The organism is Stutzerimonas stutzeri, assembly GCF_024448935.1.
In the GTDB taxonomy this organism is placed as follows: domain Bacteria; phylum Pseudomonadota; class Gammaproteobacteria; order Pseudomonadales; family Pseudomonadaceae; genus Stutzerimonas; species Stutzerimonas stutzeri_AO.
On sequence record NZ_JAMOIE010000011.1, the window covers coordinates 19,650 to 40,833 of the forward strand.

Genomic DNA, 21,184 nt, shown 5'->3' on the forward strand with positions numbered 1-21,184 from the left:
CCGGAAATTGCCATTGGCGGTTTCTCCCATTGTTCGCAGCGTGATTGAGCGCAGGTAGAGTCGTTTGATGGATAAGGTCAGGCAGATTGCCGGGCGGAATGTACCCCGTCATGTCGCAATCATCATGGATGGTAACAATCGTTGGGCAAAGCGGCGTCTCTTGCCGGGCGTGGCCGGGCACAAGGCGGGCGTCGATGCGGTGCGGGCCGTTATAGAAGTGTGCGCCGAGGCGGGCGTCGAGGTGCTGACGCTGTTCGCCTTTTCCAGCGAGAACTGGCAAAGGCCGGCCGAGGAGGTGGGTGCCCTCATGGAGCTTTTCCTGAGCGCTCTACGCCGAGAAGCACGCAAGCTCAACGAAAATGGCATCAGCTTGCGAATCATTGGCGATCGGTCACGCTTTCACCCGGAGCTGCAGGCGGCGATGCTCGACGCCGAGGAAATGACCGCGGGCTCCGGCCGTTTCGTGCTTCAGGTCGCCGCCAATTACGGCGGACAGTGGGACATTCTCCAGGCCGCACAACGGTTGGCCCGCGAAGCGCAGGAAGGTCGACTCAATCCAGATGAAGTGACTCCTGCCCTTTTTCAGCGCTATCTGGCAACTGGCGACATGCCTCTGCCGGATCTCTGTATTCGCACCGGCGGTGAGCGACGCATCAGCAATTTCCTGTTATGGCAGTTGGCTTATGCCGAACTGTATTTCTCGGACCTGTTCTGGCCCGATTTCAAGCACGATGCAATGCGTACGGCATTGGCCGATTTCGCCAAGCGCCAGCGACGTTTCGGCAAGACCGGTGACCAGGTCGAGACAGAGGTCCGGGCAGAATGTTGAAACAACGCGTCATCACCGCAGCCGTTCTGCTGCCGATAGCACTGATCGGCTTTTTCCTTCTTGAAGGACTCTCATTCGCCCTGTTCATTGGCGTCGTGGTGGTTCTGGGTGCGTGGGAATGGGCGCGTCTGGCGGGCTTTGAGGCTCAGCCGGTCCGGGTTGTTTACGCCTTAATGGTCGCCTTGCTGCTCTCTGGGCTCTATTTGGTTCCGTCATTGGCGCCCTGGTTGCTTGCGCTCAGCGTGGTCTGGTGGCTGACTGCCACGGCGCTCGTCGTCAGTTATCCTCGAAGTCAGCGACACTGGGGTGGATCTGTTGGCAGTCTGATTATCGGATTGTTGATTCTATTGCCCGCCTGGCAGGGCCTGGTTTTGCTCAAGCAATGGCCACAGGGCAATTGGCTTATCGTTGCAGTGATGGTCCTGGTGTGGGGGGCTGACATTGGTGCCTATGCGGCAGGCAAGACCTTTGGCCGTCGCAAGCTCGCTCCGCAGGTCAGCCCAGGCAAGAGTTGGGAGGGGATGATTGGCGGCTTGGTGACCAGCCTGCTGATTACATTGTTTGTTGGGCTTTATCAGTCCTGGTCTGCGCGTGAGCTGGCGCTGGCTCTGTTAGGTGCAGCTCTGGTGGTGGTCATTTCCGTCGTTGGCGATTTGACCGAGAGCATGTTCAAGCGCAGCTCGGGTATTAAAGACAGCAGTCAGCTGCTTCCAGGGCATGGCGGTGTGATGGATCGTATCGACAGCTTGACCGCTGCGGTACCCGTGTTCACGGTGCTTCTGTGGCTGGCCGGCTGGGGTACCTGGTGAGCAAACCCTTGCAGGTAACGGTCCTTGGTGCGACCGGCTCCATCGGCCTGAGCACGCTGGATGTGATTGCGCGTCATCCCGAGCGCTACCAAGCCTTTGCGCTCACTGCGTTCAGTCGCATCGCCGAGTTACGGGAGCTGTGCCGACTGCATCGGCCGCGTTATGCGGTGGTGGCCGATAGTGACCGGGCTCGTGTGTTGCAGGGGCAGCTCGACAGTGACGGCGTCAAAACGCGCGTGCTCGTGGGTGAGGGTGGTCTAAGCGAAGTTGCAGCGCATCCCGAGGTCGACGTGGTCATGGCGGCAATTGTCGGGGCCGCGGGGTTGCGTCCGACGTTGGCGGCCGTTCAGGCCAGCAAGCGGGTGTTGTTAGCGAACAAGGAGGCGCTGGTCATGTCCGGCGCGTTGTTCATGCAGGCGCTGCGTGACAGCGAGGCAGTGCTGCTGCCCATCGATAGCGAGCACAACGCCATCTTCCAGTGTTTGCCTGGCAACTACGCGCAGGGGTTGGCGCATGTCGGCGTCAGGCGAATTCTGCTTACCGCGTCCGGTGGGCCTTTCCGGCAGTTACCTCTGGATCAGTTGTCTGCCGTATCTGCCGACCAGGCCTGTGCCCACCCCAACTGGTCCATGGGTCGCAAGATCTCCGTTGATTCAGCGAGCATGATGAACAAGGGGCTTGAGCTCATCGAGGCGTGCTGGCTGTTCGATGCGCGCCCGGAACAGGTGCAGGTTGTGATTCACCCGCAGAGCGTCATTCACTCGATGGTCGACTACGTCGACGGCTCGGTCCTGGCGCAACTGGGTAACCCCGACATGCGCACACCGATTGCGCATGCACTGGCCTGGCCGGAACGAATCGACTCAGGCGTATCGGCGTTGGACCTGTTGCAGGTAGGTCGTCTGGATTTCGAGGCCCCCGACCAGCACAGATTTCCTTGTCTTCGGATTGCCAGGCAGGCCGCGCAGAACGGCGGAACGGCGCCCGCGATGCTCAATGCCGCGAACGAGGTAGCCGTGGATGCGTTCCTCGATGGTCGCATTCGCTTCACCGAAATCGCGAGTATTATCGAGCATGTTCTCGATCTGGAAGCTTCGGTTCCGGCGCGTTGCCTGGCAGATGTGCTGGCTGCCGATGCCCAGGCCCGCAGGCTCGCTTCGCACTGGTTGCAACGTCGCGATCGGTAGCGATCAAAAGTCCCAACTTGGCTGTAGCGTTCTGGTGTTGACCGGGCTCGCAGGCTTCTAAAAGACCTTTCGAGGCAGAGGAAATATGGGCGCGCTGTACATGATCATCGGTACCCTGGTGGCGCTGGGTGTATTGGTAACCTTCCACGAGTTCGGGCATTTCTGGGTGGCTCGGCGTTGCGGCGTCAAGGTTCTGCGCTTCTCGGTAGGTTTCGGTCGGCCGCTGTTGCGCTGGCATGACCGTCAGGGTACCGAGTTCGTTCTTGCCGCCATCCCCCTCGGCGGCTACGTCAAAATGCTCGACGAACGCGAGGGCGACGTGCCGCCCGCTCTGCTGGGACAGGCCTTCAACCGCAAAACCGTTAGGCAGCGCTTCGCCATTGTGTCGGCCGGGCCTTTGGCCAACTTTCTGCTTGCCCTGGTGTTGTTCTGGGTCTTGGCAATGCTGGGTACCGAGCAGGTACGTCCAGTGGTGGGCGCAGTAGCGACTGGCAGCCTTGCTGAGCGAGCGGGGTTGATGGCCGGGCAGGAAATCGTCCAGATTAACGGCAGGCCAACTGCAGGCTGGGCAGATGTCAATTTGCAATTGATCAGGCGCCTTGGCGAAAGCGGCTCACTGGAAATGCTCGTGCGCGCTGACGGCGATCAGACGCAGCGGTTGCAGCTTGAGCTGAAGGACTGGCTTAAGGGTGCCGAGGAGCCGGACCCGATTGGCTCGTTGGGTATTCGTCCCTGGCGTCCGGAAATCGCCCCGGTTGTTGCTCAGCTGGATCCCGAAGGGCCGGCGCAGGCGGCTGGCGTGCAGATTGGGGATCGATTGGTCAGCCTTGACGCCGAGGCGCTGAGCGAATGGCAAGAAGTGATTGACCGTGTTAGGCCGCTGGGCGGACAAGCTGTTTTGCTGGGGGTTGAGCGTAACGGCGAGCGGATCGAGCTGCCCCTGACGCTGGCTGAACGTGGCGAAGGAGGTCAGCGTCGGGGCTATCTTGGCGCCGGCGTCGCGGGTGGAGAATGGCCGCCTGAAATGCTGCGGCAGGTCAGCCACGGTCCTGTCGAAGCTGTCGGGGAAGGGCTTCGTCGCACCTGGACGATGAGTGTTCTGACTCTGGATTCACTTAAGAAAATGCTCTTCGGGGAGCTCTCGGTAAAAAACTTGAGCGGCCCGATAACCATTGCTAAAGTGGCGGGCGCTTCTGCACAGTCGGGCGTGGGTGACTTCCTCAACTTCCTCGCCTACCTGAGCATAAGCCTTGGGGTGCTCAATCTATTGCCTATCCCCGTCCTGGACGGAGGGCATCTGCTCTTCTACCTGGTCGAGTGGGTCCGTGGACGTCCCTTGTCGGACAGGGTCCAGGGCTGGGGAGTACAGATCGGTATCGGCCTGGTTGTTGGGGTGATGCTGCTTGCGCTGGTCAACGACCTTGGCCGCCTTTAATCGCTATATACCTTGATGGCGCCGCGCCACGCGCAGGTTCAATTGTCAGGTTTTAAAATAAAGGACTTCATGAAACGTCTGCTGCTACCTGCGGTAATTTCCGCACTGATGATTGCCGAAGTTCACGCCGAGTCCTTCACCATTTCCGATATACGCGTCAACGGTCTGCAGCGCGTCTCCGCTGGCAGTGTCTTTGGCGCGTTGCCGCTGAACGTCGGCCAGGCAGCCGACGACAGTCGCCTGGTCGATGCAACCCGCGCGCTGTTCCGCACCGGTTTTTTCGAAGATATCCAGCTCGGCCGTGAGGGCGATGTGCTGGTGATCAACGTGGTCGAGCGGCCATCGATCTCCGGCATCGAGATCGATGGCAACAAGGCAATCAAGACTGAAGACTTGCTTTCCGGTCTGCAGCAGTCGGGCCTGGCTGAAGGTGAAATCTTCCAGCGCGCCACGCTCGAGGGCGTGCGCAACGAGCTACAGCGTCAATACGTCGCTCAGGGACGCTACTCGGCGACGATCGAAACCGAGGTCGTCCCGCAGCCGCGCAACCGGGTCGCGCTGAAGATAGATATTAACGAAGGCTCCGTTGCGGCGATCAAGCACATCAATGTTGTCGGCAATTCTGTGTTTCCCGACGAGGATCTCACCGACCTGTTCGAGCTGAAGACCAGCAACTGGCTGTCGTTTTTCCGTAACGACGACAAGTACGCGCGGGAAAAGCTTTCCGGTGACCTTGAGCGGCTGCGCTCTTATTACCTGGATCGCGGCTACATCAACATGGATATCACCTCCACCCAGGTATCCATCACGCCAGACAAGAAGGACGTCTACATTACGGTGAATATCGCTGAAGGCGATCGTTACACCGTCAGCGACGTCAAGCTGAGCGGCGACCTGAAAGTGCCACAGGAGGAGCTTCAATCGCTGCTGCTGGTAAAGGAAGGTCAGGTCTTTTCGCGCAAGGTCATGACCACCACCTCGGAGCTGATCACGAGGCGTCTGGGTAACGAGGGTTACACCTTCGCCAACGTCAACGCTGTGCCGGAAACCAACGACGAAGACAATACCGTCGCGATCACCTTCGTGGTCGATCCGGGCAAGCGCGCCTATGTCAATCGCATCAGTTTCCGCGGCAATACCAAGACCGAAGACGAGGTGCTGCGCCGCGAGATGCGCCAGATGGAGGGCGGCTGGGCGTCGACCTATCTGATCGATCAATCCAAAACCCGTCTCGAGCGTCTGGGCTTCTTCAAGGAAGTGAACGTCGAAACCCCGCAGGTGCCCGGCACCGACGACCAGATCGACGTGAACTACAGTGTCGAAGAGCAGCCGTCCGGTTCGATCATGGCGAGTGTCGGATTTGCGCAGAATGCCGGTCTGATTCTCGGCGGCTCGATCAGCCAGAACAACTTCCTGGGCACCGGTAACCGTGTCAGCCTCGGGTTGACCCGCAGCGAATACCAGACGCGTTACAACTTCGGGTTCGTCGATCCCTACTGGACCGAAGACGGTGTCAGCCTCGGTTATAACGCCTTCTATCGAACCACGGACTATGACGAGCTGGACTACGACGTGTCCAGCTACTCGGTCGATAGTCTGGGTGGCGGTGTGAATATCGGCTATCCGATCAGCGAGACGTCGCGGTTGTCGTTTGGTCTGTCCGCCCAGCAAGACACCATCGACAGTGGTCGCTATACGGTCGATGAGATCTTCGATTTCATGCAGGAGGAGGGCGACAGTTACCTCAACTTCAAAGCCTCCGTGGGCTGGTCGGAATCCACCTTGAATCGTGGGGTGCTGGCGACGCGCGGGCACTCGCAAAGCGTCTCGCTGGAGACCACCATTCCGGGCAGCGATCTGTCGTTCTACAAGCTCGATTACAACGCCCAGCTGTTCGTGCCGGTTACCAAGACCTACACCATGCGGTTGCACACGCAGTTGGGTTATGGGGATGCCTATGGCTCGACCTCTCGGCTGCCGTTCTACGAGCACTACTATGCGGGTGGTTTCAACTCGGTACGTGGCTTCGAAGACAGCAGTCTCGGTCCGCGCAGCACACCGAGCCTTGGCGAGGACGAGACAGGAAACGAGGGCACCATCAGGGATCCGGATCAGGATGCGCTGCCTTATGGTGGTAACGTGCTGATCCAGGGCGGAATGGAGCTGCTTTTCCCGATGCCGTTCGTCAAGGATCAGCGCTCGTTGCGCACCTCGGTATTCTGGGACGCCGGTAACGTCTACGATACGAATTGTCCGTCGGGCTCGGCCAAGTGCAGCGATATCGACTTTGGCGACATGGCCAGTTCGGTCGGCGTTGGTGTTACCTGGATAACGGCCATGGGCCCGTTGAGCTTCAGCCTGGCGATGCCGGTCGTGAAGCCGGACGAAGCAGATACGCAGGTCTTCCAGTTCTCGCTGGGACAAACCTTTTAACCCTCTGGAGCTCTGCTCCAGCGCATTACTGAAGAGTGGTACTAACTGTGCGTAAGTTGACCCAATTGCTTGTCGTTGCCGCTGCTCTGGTGGCTACCCCGGTTTTTGCCGAAATGAAGATTGCAGTGTTGAACTACCAGATGGCATTGCTCGAGTCGGATGCTGCCAAGCGCTACTCGGTTGACGCGGAAAAGAAGTTCGGTCCCCAACTGACCAAGCTGCAGGCCCTGGAGAGCGACGCCAAGCGCATTCAGGACCGCCTTGGCAAGGACGGTGACAAGATGCAGCAGGCAGAACGCGAGCGCCTTGAGCTGGAATTCAAGCAGAAGGCGCGTGATTTCCAGTTCCTTTCCAAGGAGCTCAACGAATCCAAGGCGTCGGCTGACCGCGATATGCTCAAGCAGCTAAAGCCCAAGCTGGACAAAGCAGTGGAAGAGGTGATCAAGAAAGGCAATTATGACCTGGTGCTGGAGCGCGGGGCTTTGGTTGATGTCAAACCGCAGTACGACATCACCCGCCAGATCATCGAGCGCATGAACCAATTGCGCTGATGGCCAGTGTCGCATATACCCTCGGCGAGCTTGCCCAGCGCCTCGGAGGCACGCTCAGGGGCGATACCGGGAAGTTGGTGTCGGGCTTGTCGACGTTGCAGGATGCAGGCCCCGACCAGCTCAGTTTTCTCGCTAACGTTCAGTACCGCAAGCATCTTGCCGACACCCGCGCAGGCGCGGTTCTCCTTTCGGAAAAAGATGCCGAGCATTTTGCCGGTACGGCACTGATCGTCGCCAATCCCTATCTTGCCTACGCGCAGATATCGCACCTGTTCGAGACCCGCCCGCATGCCCCTTCGGGCATTCACCCGAGCGCGATTGTCGATCCAAGTGCCAGCATCGATCCCACGGCGAGCCTCGCGGCCCAGGTGGTCATCGAGGCGGATGTCTGGATCGGGCCGAACGTAGTGGTCGGTGCTCAGTCGTTTATCGGTGCACGTAGTCGCATTGGCGCTGGCGGACGCCTAGCTGCACGCGTGACGCTCTCTCACGACGTTACCGTTGGGGAGCGTGTCGTTATCCAGCCGGGGGCGGTGATCGGTGGCGAAGGCTTCGGTTTCGCCAACCGACAGGGCAATTGGGAAAAAATCGCTCAGCTGGGTGGTGTGCGCATTGGTGATGACGTGGAGATCGGTGCCAACACTACGATTGATCGGGGCGCCTTGACCGACACGCTCATTGGCAATGGGGTAAAACTCGACAACCAGATCATGGTTGCCCACAACGTGCAGATTGGTGACAACACGGCGATCGCGGGCTGTACCGGTATATCGGGAAGCACCAAGATCGGGCGCAACTGCATGATTGCCGGTGGTGTCGGGTTGGTTGGACATATCGAGATTTGCGACAACGTATTCATCACGGGTATGACCATGGTCACCAAGTCGATTACCGAGCCGGGCAGCTACTCGTCCGGGACTGCCATGCAGCCGGCGGCCGAATGGCGCAAGAGTGTCGCGCGCATCCGCCACCTCGATGACATGGCGCGTCGTCTGCAGCAAGTGGAAAAAAGCCTGGCCGCAGTGACCCCAAGCGGGGATGCGTCTTCAGGTGCCTGACCGTTTCATCTGTTGGTCGACAGGCCTCTCTCTGCCTGGCGGCTGATTGCCAGATGGCTGCGCTGCCCGTTTTGGCAGGGCCGCTACCACATTCTTAACAGGCTTTTCCGCTCCCATGATGGATATCAACGAGATTCGCGAATACCTTCCACATCGGTACCCTTTTTTGCTGGTGGATCGGGTGGTGGAGTTGGACACGAAAGCCAAGCGTGTTCGCGCCTACAAGAACGTCACGATAAACGAGCCGTTCTTCAATGGTCATTTTCCGCAGCACCCGATCATGCCGGGCGTCTTGATTATCGAAGCGATGGCACAAGCGGCCGGGCTGCTCGGTTTCAAGATGATGGGCGTGAAGCCAGCCGACGGCACACTTTACTATTTCGTCGGCTCGGACAAGCTGCGCTTTCGTCAGCCGGTGGTGCCTGGCGATCAGCTGATTCTCGAGGCGTCTTTCAGCAGCGCCAAACGCGGGATATGGAAGTTCGATTGCCGCGCTACGGTTGATGGCAAGCCGGTATGCTCGGCCGAGATCATTTGTGCGGAACAGAAGATATGAATGTGATCGACCCTCGCGCCATTGTCGATCCTGCGGCCCGGCTGGCGGATGACGTCCAGGTCGGACCCTGGTCGATCATCGGCCCGGATGTCGAAATAGACGAGGGAACGGTGATCGCGTCTCACGTGATTATCAAGGGGCCGACCCGCATCGGCCGGCACAATCGGATCTTCCAGTTTTCTTCGGTGGGTGAAGACACGCCCGACCTCAAATACAAGGGCGAGCCCACACGCCTTGTGATCGGTGACCACAACGTGATCCGGGAGGGGGTGACCATTCACCGAGGCACCGTGCAGGATCGAGGCGAGACCACGCTCGGCAACCACAACCTGATCATGGCCTATGCGCATATCGGGCATGACAGCGTCATCGCCAACCATTGCATCCTGGTCAACAACACGGCGCTGGCCGGCCATGTGCATGTGGGCGATTGGGCGATCCTGTCGGGCTATACCCTGGTCCATCAGTATTGCCACATCGGTGCGTACAGCTTTTCTGGCATGGGGACCGCCATAGGCAAGGACGTTCCAGCGTTCGTCACGGTATTCGGCAACCCGGCCGAGGCGCGCAGTATGAACTTCGAAGGCATGCGTCGCCGTGGTTTCACCGAAGAAACCATTTTGGCGTTGCGCAACGCCTACAAAGTCGTCTATCGCAAGGGGCTGACAGTCGAGGCCGCGCTCGCCGTGCTCGCCGCCGATGCCCAGACCTTCCCAGAAGTAGCGCTGTTCCGAAACTCCATACAAGCCTCGAACCGCGGCATCACACGCTGATATGTCCAGGCCGTTGACAGTTGCGCTGGTGGCTGGCGAAGCGTCCGGCGACATCCTTGGCGCGGGTTTGATGCAGGCGCTCAGGGCGCAGCACATGAACGTCGAATTCGTCGGTGTCGGTGGGCCTCGAATGGAGGCGCAGGGCCTCGAATCCTATTTCCCGCAAGAGCGCCTGGCTGTGATGGGGCTGGTGGAGGTGCTCGGTCGGCTACCGGAGCTGCTGAGACGCCGCAAGCGTCTGCTCCAGACGTTACTGGGCGTGCGCCCCGATGTGTTCATTGGCATCGACGCGCCGGATTTCAATCTGGACCTGGCGCTTAAGCTGCGGCGTGCGGGGATCAAGACTGTGCACTACGTCAGTCCGTCGGTCTGGGCATGGCGACAGAAGCGCGTGCTGAAAATCCGAGACGCCTGCGACCTGATGCTCACGCTGTTTCCCTTCGAGGCGACGTTCTACGATGCCCACCAGGTGGCGGTGCGTTTTGTGGGCCACCCGCTGGCTGACACCATCCCGCTGGAGCCTGATCGTGCCGCGGCACGGGCTGCGCTGGATCTTCCACAGGACGGATTGATCGTCGCGCTGATGCCCGGTAGTCGAGGGGGCGAGGTCGGGCGTCTTGGTCAGCTCTTCCTGGCCGCAGCTGACAGACTGCGCTCGATGCGGCCGGGGATCCGTTTCGTGGTGCCCTGCGCCAGTCCCGAGCGCCGCGCGCAGCTGGAGCAGATGCTGATAGGGCGGGACCTTCCGTTGACATTGCTCGACGGTCGTTCCCACGAGGCGTTGGCCGCCTGCAATGCGGTACTGATTGCTTCCGGCACCGCGACGCTCGAAGCCTTGCTCTACAAACGGCCCATGGTCGTGGCCTACAGCGTTGCACCACTGACGTTTCGAATTCTCAAACGCCTGGTGAAAAGCCCTTACGTAGCCTTGCCCAATCTGCTGGCTCAGCGCCTTCTGGTGCCGGAGCTCCTGCAGGACGCGGCGACTCCTGAGGCGATGGCGCAGCTGCTGTCGCCCCTGCTGGACAATGGCGATATTCAGACCGAGGGCTTCGATGCCATCCATCGAACCCTGCGCTGTGATGCATCGAGCCAGGCCGCCAGTGCGGTGCTCGAACTGGTCGGGGCGAACTGATGCAGATCGGGCTGGATTTCAACCTGGTTGAGGAGTTGGTCGCCGGGGTCGATGAAGTCGGTCGCGGCCCGCTGTGTGGGCCTGTCGTCACGGCGGCGGTGATTCTGGATCCGCGACGCCCCATCGAAGGGCTCAATGATTCGAAGAAACTGACCGAGGCCCGGCGTGAAGCGCTGTTCGATGAAATCTGCGAGAAGGCGCTGGCGTGGTGTATCGGCCGTGCCGAGGTGCACGAGATCGATCAGCTGAACATCCTGCACGCCACCATGCTGGCCATGCAGCGCGCGGTTAGAGGGCTGAGCGTGACGCCGCGGCTGGCGCTGATCGATGGCAACCGCTGCCCGCAGCTCGCGGTGCCCAGCGCTCCGGTGATTCAGGGCGATGGTCAGGTGCCGGCAATCGCCGCCGCATCGATTCTGGCCAAGGTCAGTCGTGACCGGGAAATGTGTGCCCTGGATCTGTGCTATCCCGGCTACGGCCTCGCGGCACACAAGGGTTATCCAACGCCGAATCATCTGGAAGCCTTGCAACGGCTCGGTCCGACCATCATCCACCGCCGATCCTTCGCGCCAGTGCGCAACCTGCTGGAGCAACGCGGCGCGCTGGGCGCAAGCGTGACCATCGAAACGGTCGGCGCTCCTGCCAGCCTGCTCGGCTGAATTTCCGCCCGGGGCATCTCGCAGCCTATCGAGACGTAGGTTCCGCTGATCCATAACAGGCCAAACACCGTCTTAATCGGCTTCGGCTTTCCGGTACAATTCGCGGCTTGTCGTTTCGCCAGTCCAAGGTTCGTTCATGCCCGTCTCCTTCGTCCATCTCCGCCTGCATACCGAATATTCCCTGGTCGACGGTCTGGTGCGCGTCAAGCCACTGGTCAAATCGGTAGCAGGTGCAGGCATGCCGGCGGTGGCCGTCACGGATCAGAGCAACCTGTGCTCGCTGGTCAAGTTCTACAAGGCGGCGCAGGGTGCCGGAATCAAACCGATCTGTGGCGCCGATATCTGGCTGGCCAATCGCGAGGAGGATGGTCCGCTCAGCCGCTTGACGTTACTGGCGATGAACAGCCGGGGGTATCGCAACCTGACCGAGCTGGTCTCGCGCGGCTGGACCGAAGGCCAGCGCAACGATCAGATCATCATCGAGCGCGACTGGGTCAAAGCTGCCGCAGAGGATCTGATCGCGCTATCCGGCGCCAAGGAAGGCGAGATCGGTCGTGCGCTGCTCGACGGCGAAGAGGTGCTAGCCGAGGCGTTGCTGGACGAATGGCAGGCTGTCTTCCCGCAGCGGTTCTACCTGGAAGTCCAGCGCACCAGCCGGGTGAACGATGAAGAGCACCTGCATGCCGCCGTCGCACTGGCGCAGCGCTGCGGCGTCCCGTTGGTGGCGACCAATGACGTGCGCTTCCTCAAGCAGGAGGATTTCGAAGCCCACGAAACGCGTGTGTGCATCGGTGAGAGCCGGACCCTCGACGACTCGCGGCGGCCGCGCAACTATTCCGATCAGCAGTACCTGAAGACGCCCGAGGAAATGTGGGAACTGTTCAGCGACCTGCCCGAGGCGCTGCAGAACACCGTCGAAATCGCCCGGCGCTGCAACATCGAAGTGCAGCTGGGTACCTACTTCCTGCCTGATTTCCCGGTGCCAGCCGGCATGACCATGGACGAGTACTTCCGCAAGGTCTCGTTCGACGGCCTCGATGAGCGCCTCGAGGTGCTGCTGCCGAAGGACACGCCTGACTACGAGGCGAAGAAGCAGGTCTATGTCGACCGGCTGAATTTCGAGCTCGACATCATCATCCAGATGGGCTTCCCGGGCTACTTCCTGATCGTCATGGACTTCATCCAGTGGGCGAAGAACAACGGCGTTCCGGTAGGGCCGGGGCGGGGCTCGGGTGCCGGTTCGCTGGTGGCCTACGTGCAGAAGATCACCGATCTCGACCCGCTGGCCTACGATCTGCTGTTCGAACGCTTCCTCAACCCCGAGCGGGTCTCCATGCCCGACTTCGACGTCGACTTCTGCATGGATGGCCGTGACCGTGTCATCGACTACGTGGCCGAGAAGTATGGCCGCAACGCGGTCAGCCAGATCATCACTTTCGGCACCATGGCCGCCAAGGCAGTGGTGCGGGACGTGGCGCGGGTACAGGGCAAGTCCTATGGCCTGGCCGATCGATTGTCGAAGATGATTCCCTTCGAAGTCGGCATGACCCTCGCAAAAGCCTACGAGATGGAGGAGCCGCTGCGGGACTTTCTGGCCGTCGACGAAGACGCCCGGGAAATCTGGGACATGGCGCTCAAGCTCGAAGGCATTACCCGCGGCACCGGCAAGCACGCCGGGGGCGTGGTCATTGCGCCGACCAAGCTCACCGACTTCGCGCCCATTGCCTGCGATGACGAGGGTGGCAGCCTGGTCACCCAGTTCGACAAGGACGACGTCGAACAGGCCGGTCTGGTCAAGTTCGACTTCCTCGGCCTGCGGACGCTGACCATCATCAAATGGGCGATGGAGACGATCAACCGGGAGCAGGCCAAGAAGGGCCTGGCTCCGCTGAACATCGACTTCATTCCGCTGGATGACAAGCCGACGTTCTCGCTGCTGCAAAAAGCCGAGACCACGGCGGTGTTCCAGCTTGAATCGCGGGGCATGAAAGAGCTGATCAAGAAGCTCAAGCCCGACTGCCTGGAAGACCTGATTGCGCTGGTTGCGCTGTTCCGTCCCGGCCCGCTGCAGTCGGGTATGGTCGATGACTTCATCAACCGCAAACACGGTCGAGCGGAAATTTCCTATCCGCACTCGGACTATCAGTATGAAGGGCTCAAGCCCGTACTGGCGCCCACTTACGGCATCATCCTGTACCAGGAACAGGTGATGCAGATCGCTCAGGTGATGGGCGGCTATACGCTCGGCCAGGCGGACATGCTGCGCCGCGCCATGGGCAAGAAGAAGCCCGAGGAGATGGCCAAGCAACGCGGCGGGTTCATCGAGGGCTGCGCCAACAACGGCATCGATGCGGACCTGGCGGGCAACATCTTCGATCTGGTGGAAAAATTCGCCGGTTACGGCTTCAACAAATCGCACTCGGCTGCCTATGGCCTGGTGTCCTACCAGACCGCCTGGCTAAAGGCGCATTACCCGTCGCCCTTCATGGCTGCAGTGTTGTCGGCGGACATGCACAACACCGACAAGGTGGTCACGCTGATCGAGGAATGTCGCAGCATGAAGCTGCGCATCGACGCCCCGGACGTGAACAATTCGGAGTTCAAGTTCACGGTCAGTGACGATGGACGAATCATTTACGGCCTGGGTGCGATCAAAGGCGTCGGTGAAGGCCCGGTCGACGCTATCTGCGAATGCCGCAAAGAGGGCCGGCCGTTCAAGGATCTGTTCGATTTCTGCAGCCGTGTCGATCTCAAACGTATCAACAAACGCACCCTCGAAGCGCTGATCCGCGGGGGCGCACTGGATCGTCTGGGGCCGTACTTCTCGGACGAACCAAAAGCCTACCAAGCCAATATCGATCGCAATCGGGCAGTGCTGCTCGCGGCAATGGAAGAGGCTATCCAGGCCGCGGAGCAAACCGCTCGTAGCCTCGACAGTGGCCATATGGACCTGTTCGGCGGCCTGTTCGCCGAGCCCGAGGCGGATGTCTACGCCAACCACCGCAAGGCCCGCGAGCTGTCCTTGAAGGAGCGTCTGAAAGGCGAGAAGGACACGCTGGGGCTATACCTCACCGGCCATCCGATCGATGAATACGAGGGTGAGATCCGTCGCTTCGCCCGTCAGCGCATCATTGATTTGCGTCCCGCGCGAGGCGAGCAGACCATTGCCGGCTTGATCGTCAATTTGCGGGTCATGAAGAACAAGAAAGGCGACAAGATGGGCTTCATCACCCTGGATGACCGATCGGGACGGATCGAGGCCTCGCTGTTTGCCGAAGCCTTCGCCAGCGCCCAGGCGCTGTTGCAGACCGATGCCCTGGTGGTGGTCGAGGGCGAGGTCAGTAACGACGATTTCTCAGGAGGCTTGCGCCTGCGGGCCAAGCGGGTCATGAGCTTGGAAGAAGCCCGAACCGGGCTGGCCGAGAGCCTGCGAGTCAAAGTGGCGGGCGAGGCGCTCAAGGGCGATCGCGTGCGCTGGCTGGCGGATGTCTGTGGCCGTCATCGCGGCGCCTGCCCGATCACCCTGGAATACACCGGCACCGATGCGCGGGCCTTGCTGCAGTTCGGCGAGAGCTGGCGAATCGACCCGGCCGACAACTTGATTCAGGTACTGCGTGACCAGTTCGGGCGCGACAACGTCTTTCTGCAATACCGATAGCAGGACTAGCCGAGTGGCGCACCCTTGCCGGTGCGAGACCCTTTTGGCGTCCTGAACCGGCCCGGTCCTGGATCGGGTCATGTTTGCGAACATTTTGTTCGACCTGAATGCGCCGCTCCCGTAAGGTAAGGCGCAAAAAACGGAACAGCCTCCCGGCCGCCTGGCCGTCGACGCATGACGGATGCCTATGAACCCGAATTTCCTGGATTTCGAACAGCCGATCGCCGACCTGCAAGCCAAGATCGAAGAATTGCGCCTGGTCGGTAACGACAACTCGCTGAACATCGGCGATGAGATTGCCCGCCTGCAGGACAAGAGCGAATCGCTCACCGAAAGCATCTTCGGCAACCTGACCAGCTGGCAGATCGCCCGCCTGGCCCGCCACCCGCAGCGGCCCTACACGCTGGATTACATCAATCACCTGTTCAGCGAGTTCGAAGAACTGCACGGTGACCGCCACTTCTCCGATGACGCGGCTATCGTCGGCGGTACTGCCCGCCTGGACGGTCAGCCGGTGATGATCATCGGTCACCAGAAGGGCCGCGAGGTGCGCGAGAAGGTCCGCCGCAACTTCGGCATGCCGCGCCCCGAGGGCTACCGCAAGGCTTGCCGCCTGATGGAGATGGCCGAACGCTTCAGAATGCCGATCCTGACCTTCATCGATACCCCCGGCGCCTACCCGGGCATTGATGCCGAGGAGCGCAACCAGAGCGAAGCGATCGCCTGGAACCTGCGGGTGATGGCGCGGCTGAAGACGCCGATCATCGCCACCGTGATCGGCGAGGGTGGTTCCGGCGGGGCGCTGGCCATCGGTGTCTGCGACCAGTTGAACATGCTGCAGTATTCCACCTACGCGGTGATCTCGCCGGAAGGCTGCGCCTCGATCCTCTGGCGTACCGCCGAGAAGGCGCCGGAAGCCGCCGAAGCCATGGGCATCACCGCCGAGCGTCTGAAGGACCTGGGCATCGTCGACAAGGTGATCCCCGAGCCGCTGGGCGGCGCGCACCGCAACCCGGCCGTCATGGCCGCCGCCATGCGCGAGCAGCTGAACAGCCAGTTGCACATGCTCAAGTCGCTGGACACCGGCGCGCTGCTGGCACGTCGCTATGAGCGCCTGATGAGCTACGGCATCGCCTGATCGCTCGCTGCGGGAGCGGCAAGCGGGGCTAAACGTCTTCGCCCGCGCAGCGGATGCTCGATGTGGCGGTTTTCGAATGCTGCGTCATGCTGCGCCCAACTCCCGGGAAATCGCCTGTGCGGTGTGCTGCAACTCATGCAGAAAGCGTTCCTGGGCCTGCGGACTGTCCATGACCGCCTCGGGACCGGAGAGGTTGATGGCCGCGACCACGTCAGCGAGGTGGTTACGGATGCCGCAGGCGATGGCCGTGGAATAATCGGAGCGGTGCAGTACCCAGCCACGCCCGCGGTCTTCCTCGATGGTCTGCTGCAGCTCCGGCAGCGTCTTCGGCGCCGGCGGCGGATAGTCGTCGAGGCGCACGTGCAGGTAGAGGCTGTCCAGCGCCATCGGTGACAGGCCGGTCAGCAGGATACGCCCCATGGCGGTGCAGTGGCAGGGGATGCGCGTGCCAATGGGGATGTTCACCGACAGCCGCTGGGCGGCGAAGGCCCGGTAGATATAGAGGCTGTCGGTCTGCTCGCGGATGCTCAGGTGGCAGGACAGCGAGGTGCGGTCGCGCAGGGCGTTGAGGTGGGGCTGGGCGATGTCCACCAGGTCGCGGCTGGCCAGGTAGGCGAAGCCGTCGGAGACCACCTGCGGCCCCAGTTCGTAGGTGTTCTTGGCGACCTTGCGCAGGTAGCCCATCTCGTTCAACGTATGCACGATGCGATAGATCGCCGACACGCTGACGCCGAGGCGCTCGGCGATCTCCTGGCTGCCGAGGGTGCGCTGGCGGGCGCCGAACATCTGCAGGATGCTCAGGCCCCGCTGCAGGGCGGGGACCCGGTAGTCGGTGTCGCGCTCCGCTGTTTCGTCATGCTGGTTCATCGGCGCTCTCCGGGAAAGAACAGCTTCAAGCGGCAAGCTTCAAGCTGCTAGTTAGTTAGAAGCAACTGTTGCGTAGTGCCTTTGCTTGAAGCTCGAAGCTCGAAGCTGGCCCGTGGCCGGCTCAGAGCAGGGCATCGATACCCGCCGGCCGGCCGTCGAACTCGGCCATGGCGTCGAGCAGCGCGTCCCAGAAATAGCTGGCCGACGCCCGGTCGCAGAGCAACTGCAGGCACGGCAGCTCGCCCAGGGGCGCGCTGATGACGATGACGTTGATCCGCGCCGCCGAGGTCTGCGCCACCGAGCCGGGCGGGAAGGCCTCGGCACGCAGGTCGACGCCGCAGAGCTTGGCCATCACCGCACTGACGTGTTCGCCGGTCAGCAGCAGCCAGGCGTGGCTGTCCTGGCGCGGCAGCAGATAGTTGGCGCCGTCGCCGAGCCGCCAGACGGCCTCTTCCTGCTGGATGCGGCCGCCCGCGTCGCGCAGGCTGCCGAGCAGCAGGTATTCGCTGTGCGACAGGCGGGCGACCAGGCAGCCATCCTCCTGTGGCTGCGCCTGGTTCGGCCGGTCCGGCAGGCGATAGCTTCTGGCGCGCAGGTATTCGGCCGCGGCGTTGCCGCGAAAGCCGACCCGCGCCAGGTTGCTCAGGTCGATCAGCGCGCAGCGTTGCAGCTGCGCGCGCTCGTCGCCGTCGCCATGGCCGGCGACCACGGCGGCATGGCCCAGCTGGCCGAGCCGGGCACCGGCGTGGCGGGGGTACAGCGGGCTGCGCTCGCTGAAGTCTTGTGCTTGCAAAGTGGCCATGCTCACAGCTCCTGGCGTTGGTTGTGCGGGTCGAAGAAGGGCAGGTCGACCACCGTGGCCTGCACCACTTCGCCGCCCTCGACCCGGATCGGGATGTGGCTGCCCGGGCTGCTCTGCTCGCTGGCCACGTAGGCCAGGCCGATGATCTGGTCGAGGGTGCGCGAGTATTCGCAGGAGGTGACGCTGCCACTGATGGCATCGCCGTCGAGCACCAGGTGGCCTTCCAGCGGTTTGCTCGAATCCTTGGGCAGGCTGAAGCCGACCAGCTTGCGTTTGAGCGGCTGGGCTTCGAGGATCTGCACCGAGCGCTTGCCGACGAAGAACGGCTTGCTGCGGGCGATGGTCCAGCCCATGTCGATTTCGGCGGGATGGGTCATGCCGTCGGTGTCCTGGCCGATGATCACGTGGCCCTTTTCCAGGCGCAGCAGGCGCTGACTCTCGACGCCGAAGGGGCGGATGTCGAGGGCGCGTCCGGCCTGCATCAGCGCATCCCACAGCGCCTCGCCGTAGCGCGCAGGGATATGGATCTCGTAGCCCAGCTCGCCGACGAAACCGACCCGCAGCAGCCGCGCCGGAATACCGGCCACCGTGCCCTGGCGCACGCCGAGATAGGGGAAGCCCTCGGCCGAGAGATCGACGTCGCTGCACAGCCTAGCCAGCACCTTGCGTGAGTCCGGCCCGGCCAGATTGACCGCGGCCAGCGCGGCGGTGACGTTGGTGACGTCGACGTCCAGGCGCCACTGCGCGTTCCACTTGAGCATCTGCTGGTAGAGGCGATCGACCCCGCTGGTGGTGGCGGTGACGTAGAAGTGGTTCGGCGCGAAGCGCGCGCAGACGCCGTCGTCGATCACCACGCCGTGTTCGTTGGTCATCAGCGCGTAGCGCGAGCGGCCCACCGGCTGCTTGGCGAAGGCGAAGGTGTAGAGGCGTTCGAGCAGCTCGGCGGCGTCCGGGCCGCGCACGTCGAGGCCGCCGAGGGTGGCGACGTCGATCAGGCCGACCTTCTGCCGCACGTGCAGCGCTTCTTCCTGCATGCAGCGCTCGCGGTCCTCGGCCTTGCCATAGTAGGCCGGGCGCTGCCAGACGCCGGCGGGCATCATCTTCGCGCCGGCTTCCAGGTGCCGCTGGTGCATGGGTGTCTGCCGGTAGGGGTCGAAGCCGCGCCCGGCGACGTGGGCGAGCTTTTCCGCGACGAATGGCGGCCGCGCGGTGGTCACCCCGGTCTCGCTGACGCTGCGGCCGGTGGCCCTGGCCACCAGGCGGGCGGTGGGCAGCGCCGAATGGCGGCCCTGGGACGGGCCCATGCCGACGGTGGAGAAGCGCTTGACCAGTTGCACGTCGCGATAACCGTGGCGGGTGGCGTTGACGATGTCGCGCACCTGCAGGTCCTCGTCGAAGTCGACGAAATCCTTGCCGTCCGGATGGGGGAAGATCGGCCAGTCGAAATTGACCCTCGGCTCAGCGGCGAAGATCGCCTCCGCGCTGCCGCCCAGGCCCAGGCGCCCAGTGGCGCCGCCAGCGGCCCGCGCGCCGTCGAGCAGCACGTTGTCCAGGGCGTGCAGGCCGTTCACCGAGCCGGCGACGTCCAGCCGCTGCGGCAGGTCGCTGAGGCTGAAGGCGGCCTGGGCGTCATCGTAGGCCAGTTTGCCACCGGCCTGGCACAGCAACTGGTAGACCGGCATGTAACCGGCGGACATGCACAGCAGGTCGCACTCGATGCGCTGGCTGTCGCTGCCGACCTGGCCCTCGCCGATGATCCGGCGCACGTCGACGCCGCTGACGTGACGCATGCCCTTGGCGTGCAGCGCTTCGTAGACGGCATGCCCCGGCAGGTGGGGGATGCCGTGGGTCTGCAGGGCGGTGACCAGCAGGCCATCGGCGGGGGCGGCGCGCATGTCGACGACCGCGGCGACGGCCACGCCCGCCTCGTGCAGGTCGAGTGCGGCTAGATAGCCATCGTCATTGCCGGTCAGGATCACCGCACGGTTGCCCGGCTTCACCGCGTAGAGCTTCATCAGTCGCTGGGCGGCGCTGGTGAGCAGGATGCCGGGCAGGTCGTTGTTGCGGAACACCACCGGCTGGTCGAAGGCGCCGGCGGCCACGATGCACTCCCTGGCGCGCACCTTGTACAGCCGCGTGCCCTGGATCACCGGCAGGAAGTTGTCGACGAACCAGGCGTTGCAGGTGGCCTCCGTGAGGATGCGGATGTTCGGGTGCCGTTCCACGGCCTCTACCAGCCGCTCGCGCAGCGCCCCGGCGCGTACGCCTTCGAGGTCGAAGCGCGCCCAGGCCAGGGCGCCGCCGAGGTAGGGCTGCTGCTCGACGAGCAGCACCTTGGCACCGGTGTTGGCGGCATGCAGCGCGGCGCTGAGCCCTGCCGGCCCGGCGCCGACCACCGCGACGTCGACGAAGAGAAAGGCCTTGTCGTGGTACTCCGGCTGGAATTTCAGGTTCAGCACGCCGAGGCCGGCCTTCTTGCGGATGATCGGTTCCCAGACCTTCCAGATGCCTTGGGGCTTGTAGAAGGAACGGTAATAGAAGCCGACCGGCATGAAGCGCGAGAAATGCCCGAGCAGGGCATCGCGGTCGCTGTCCAGGGAGCCGGCGAAGTTCTGCCCGCCGACCTCGAGGCCCTCGGCGAGCGCCTGCATGTCGGCCAGCGCGTTGGGCTCGTCGGGCAACTGCACCAGGGTATTGGCGTCCTGCCCGGCCAGGGTGAGGGGCCCGCGCGGACGGTGGTACTTGAACGAGCGCGACATCAGCCAGCGGCCGTTGGCGAGCAGCGCACTGGCGATGCTGTCGCCCTGCAGGCCCTGGTAGGACTTGCCGTCGAAGCTGAAGGCCAGCGGCCGCTCGCGGTCGATCAGCAGGCCCATGGGCGCGGGCAGGCGGTTGAAGGCCGTCATGCGACCACCTCCTGCCGCGCTGCCGGCTGGGCGAAGTCGACGCGGCGGTCGAAGAGCTCCTTCGGGTCGAAGGTCCGGATGATCTCGTCGCTGACGGTATGGCGCTCGGCGAGGAACCAGTAGCTGGAGGCGTTGTGCAGCCACCACTCGGTCACCACGCCGGCGCGGTTGTCGCAGTTGAACACGTAATCGGCCCACTCGGCATCGCTGCAGGCCTGCGGGTCGGGCATCTGCCTGAGCTCGCCGCCGTAAGTGAATTCGCTGATGTTGCGCGGGCCGTTCAGGGGGCAGGGCATGATCTTCATGGTTGACTCCTTGGCAAGCAAGGCTGGGTAAGCGGTAAGCATAGGAGCCAGCTTGCTGGCGATTGCGGCGATGCGGGCAACGC

At 62.5% G+C, this 21,184-nt stretch carries 17 protein-coding genes; 13 read left to right on the plus strand and 4 right to left on the minus strand.

All coding sequences use genetic code 11. The features are described from left to right. Nucleotides 1-67: 67 nt before the first annotated feature. The 13 genes from uppS to NA637_RS05090 all read left to right on the plus strand — a co-directional run bounded on the left by uppS (nt 68) and on the right by NA637_RS05090 (nt 16,221). Nucleotides 68-829, plus strand: a complete 762-nt coding sequence (gene uppS / locus NA637_RS05030) for a polyprenyl diphosphate synthase (RefSeq protein WP_256071241.1) — start codon at nt 68-70, stop codon at nt 827-829. Further along, entirely contained in the window at nt 823-1,638 is an 816-nt protein-coding gene (locus tag NA637_RS05035) for a phosphatidate cytidylyltransferase (protein WP_256071242.1), read from the plus strand. Before uppS ends, NA637_RS05035 begins: the two co-directional genes overlap by 7 nt. Further along, on the plus strand, nt 1,635-2,825 hold the full coding sequence (gene ispC / locus NA637_RS05040; RefSeq protein ID WP_256071243.1) for a 1-deoxy-D-xylulose-5-phosphate reductoisomerase: 1,191 nt from the start codon (nt 1,635-1,637) through the stop codon (nt 2,823-2,825). Before NA637_RS05035 ends, ispC begins: the two co-directional genes overlap by 4 nt. A gap of 85 nt (nt 2,826-2,910) precedes the next feature. Then, entirely contained in the window at nt 2,911-4,260 is a 1,350-nt protein-coding gene (rseP, locus tag NA637_RS05045; RefSeq protein WP_256071244.1) for an RIP metalloprotease RseP, read from the plus strand. 69 nt (nt 4,261-4,329) lie between these two features. Further along, nucleotides 4,330-6,693, plus strand: a complete 2,364-nt coding sequence (gene bamA / locus NA637_RS05050; protein WP_256071245.1) for an outer membrane protein assembly factor BamA — start codon at nt 4,330-4,332, stop codon at nt 6,691-6,693. A 47-nt stretch (nt 6,694-6,740) separates the two neighbouring features. Then, entirely contained in the window at nt 6,741-7,244 is a 504-nt protein-coding gene (locus NA637_RS05055) for an OmpH family outer membrane protein (protein WP_256071246.1), read from the plus strand. Further along, entirely contained in the window at nt 7,244-8,302 is a 1,059-nt protein-coding gene (gene lpxD / locus NA637_RS05060) for a UDP-3-O-(3-hydroxymyristoyl)glucosamine N-acyltransferase (RefSeq protein ID WP_256071247.1), read from the plus strand. Before NA637_RS05055 ends, lpxD begins: the two co-directional genes overlap by 1 nt. 115 nt (nt 8,303-8,417) lie before the next feature. Then, nucleotides 8,418-8,858 carry a 3-hydroxyacyl-ACP dehydratase FabZ gene (gene fabZ, locus NA637_RS05065; protein ID WP_256071288.1) on the plus strand — a complete coding sequence of 147 codons (441 nt, stop codon included), beginning with the start codon at nt 8,418-8,420 and terminating at the stop codon, nt 8,856-8,858. Continuing rightward, the gene (gene lpxA, locus NA637_RS05070) at nt 8,855-9,631 is read left to right on the plus strand and encodes an acyl-ACP--UDP-N-acetylglucosamine O-acyltransferase (protein ID WP_256071248.1); all 777 of its coding nucleotides are present in this window, start codon (nt 8,855-8,857) and stop codon (nt 9,629-9,631) included. Before fabZ ends, lpxA begins: the two co-directional genes overlap by 4 nt. 1 nt (nt 9,632) lies before the next feature. Next, nucleotides 9,633-10,766 carry a lipid-A-disaccharide synthase gene (gene lpxB / locus NA637_RS05075; RefSeq protein WP_256071249.1) on the plus strand — a complete coding sequence of 378 codons (1,134 nt, stop codon included), beginning with the start codon at nt 9,633-9,635 and terminating at the stop codon, nt 10,764-10,766. Beyond that, nucleotides 10,766-11,425 carry a ribonuclease HII gene (rnhB, locus tag NA637_RS05080; protein ID WP_256071250.1) on the plus strand — a complete coding sequence of 220 codons (660 nt, stop codon included), beginning with the start codon at nt 10,766-10,768 and terminating at the stop codon, nt 11,423-11,425. Before lpxB ends, rnhB begins: the two co-directional genes overlap by 1 nt. Nucleotides 11,426-11,561: 136 nt before the next feature. Beyond that, nucleotides 11,562-15,083 carry a DNA polymerase III subunit alpha gene (gene dnaE / locus NA637_RS05085; RefSeq protein ID WP_256071251.1) on the plus strand — a complete coding sequence of 1,174 codons (3,522 nt, stop codon included), beginning with the start codon at nt 11,562-11,564 and terminating at the stop codon, nt 15,081-15,083. A gap of 187 nt (nt 15,084-15,270) precedes the next feature. Next, entirely contained in the window at nt 15,271-16,221 is a 951-nt protein-coding gene (locus NA637_RS05090) for an acetyl-CoA carboxylase carboxyltransferase subunit alpha (RefSeq protein ID WP_256071252.1), read from the plus strand. Nucleotides 16,222-16,305: 84 nt separating this feature from the next. Here NA637_RS05090 and NA637_RS05095 read toward each other — a convergent pair whose 3' ends face one another. The 4 genes from NA637_RS05095 to NA637_RS05110 form a co-directional block, all read right to left on the minus strand. Beyond that, complete coding sequence (locus NA637_RS05095; protein WP_256071253.1) at nt 16,306-17,088, minus strand: IclR family transcriptional regulator; 783 nt, start codon at nt 17,086-17,088, stop codon at nt 16,306-16,308. A 121-nt stretch (nt 17,089-17,209) separates the two neighbouring features. Continuing rightward, a complete protein-coding gene (locus NA637_RS05100) occupies nt 17,210-17,890 on the minus strand; it encodes a sarcosine oxidase subunit gamma (protein ID WP_256071254.1) in 681 nt (226 codons plus the stop codon). Nucleotides 17,891-17,892: 2 nt separating this feature from the next. Beyond that, nucleotides 17,893-20,796 carry an FAD-dependent oxidoreductase gene (locus tag NA637_RS05105; protein WP_256071255.1) on the minus strand — a complete coding sequence of 968 codons (2,904 nt, stop codon included), beginning with the start codon at nt 20,794-20,796 and terminating at the stop codon, nt 17,893-17,895. Then, entirely contained in the window at nt 20,793-21,101 is a 309-nt protein-coding gene (locus NA637_RS05110) for a sarcosine oxidase subunit delta (RefSeq protein WP_256071256.1), read from the minus strand. The genes NA637_RS05105 and NA637_RS05110 overlap by 4 nt, the downstream gene beginning before the upstream one ends. Between the last annotated feature and the right edge of the window lie 83 nt (nt 21,102-21,184).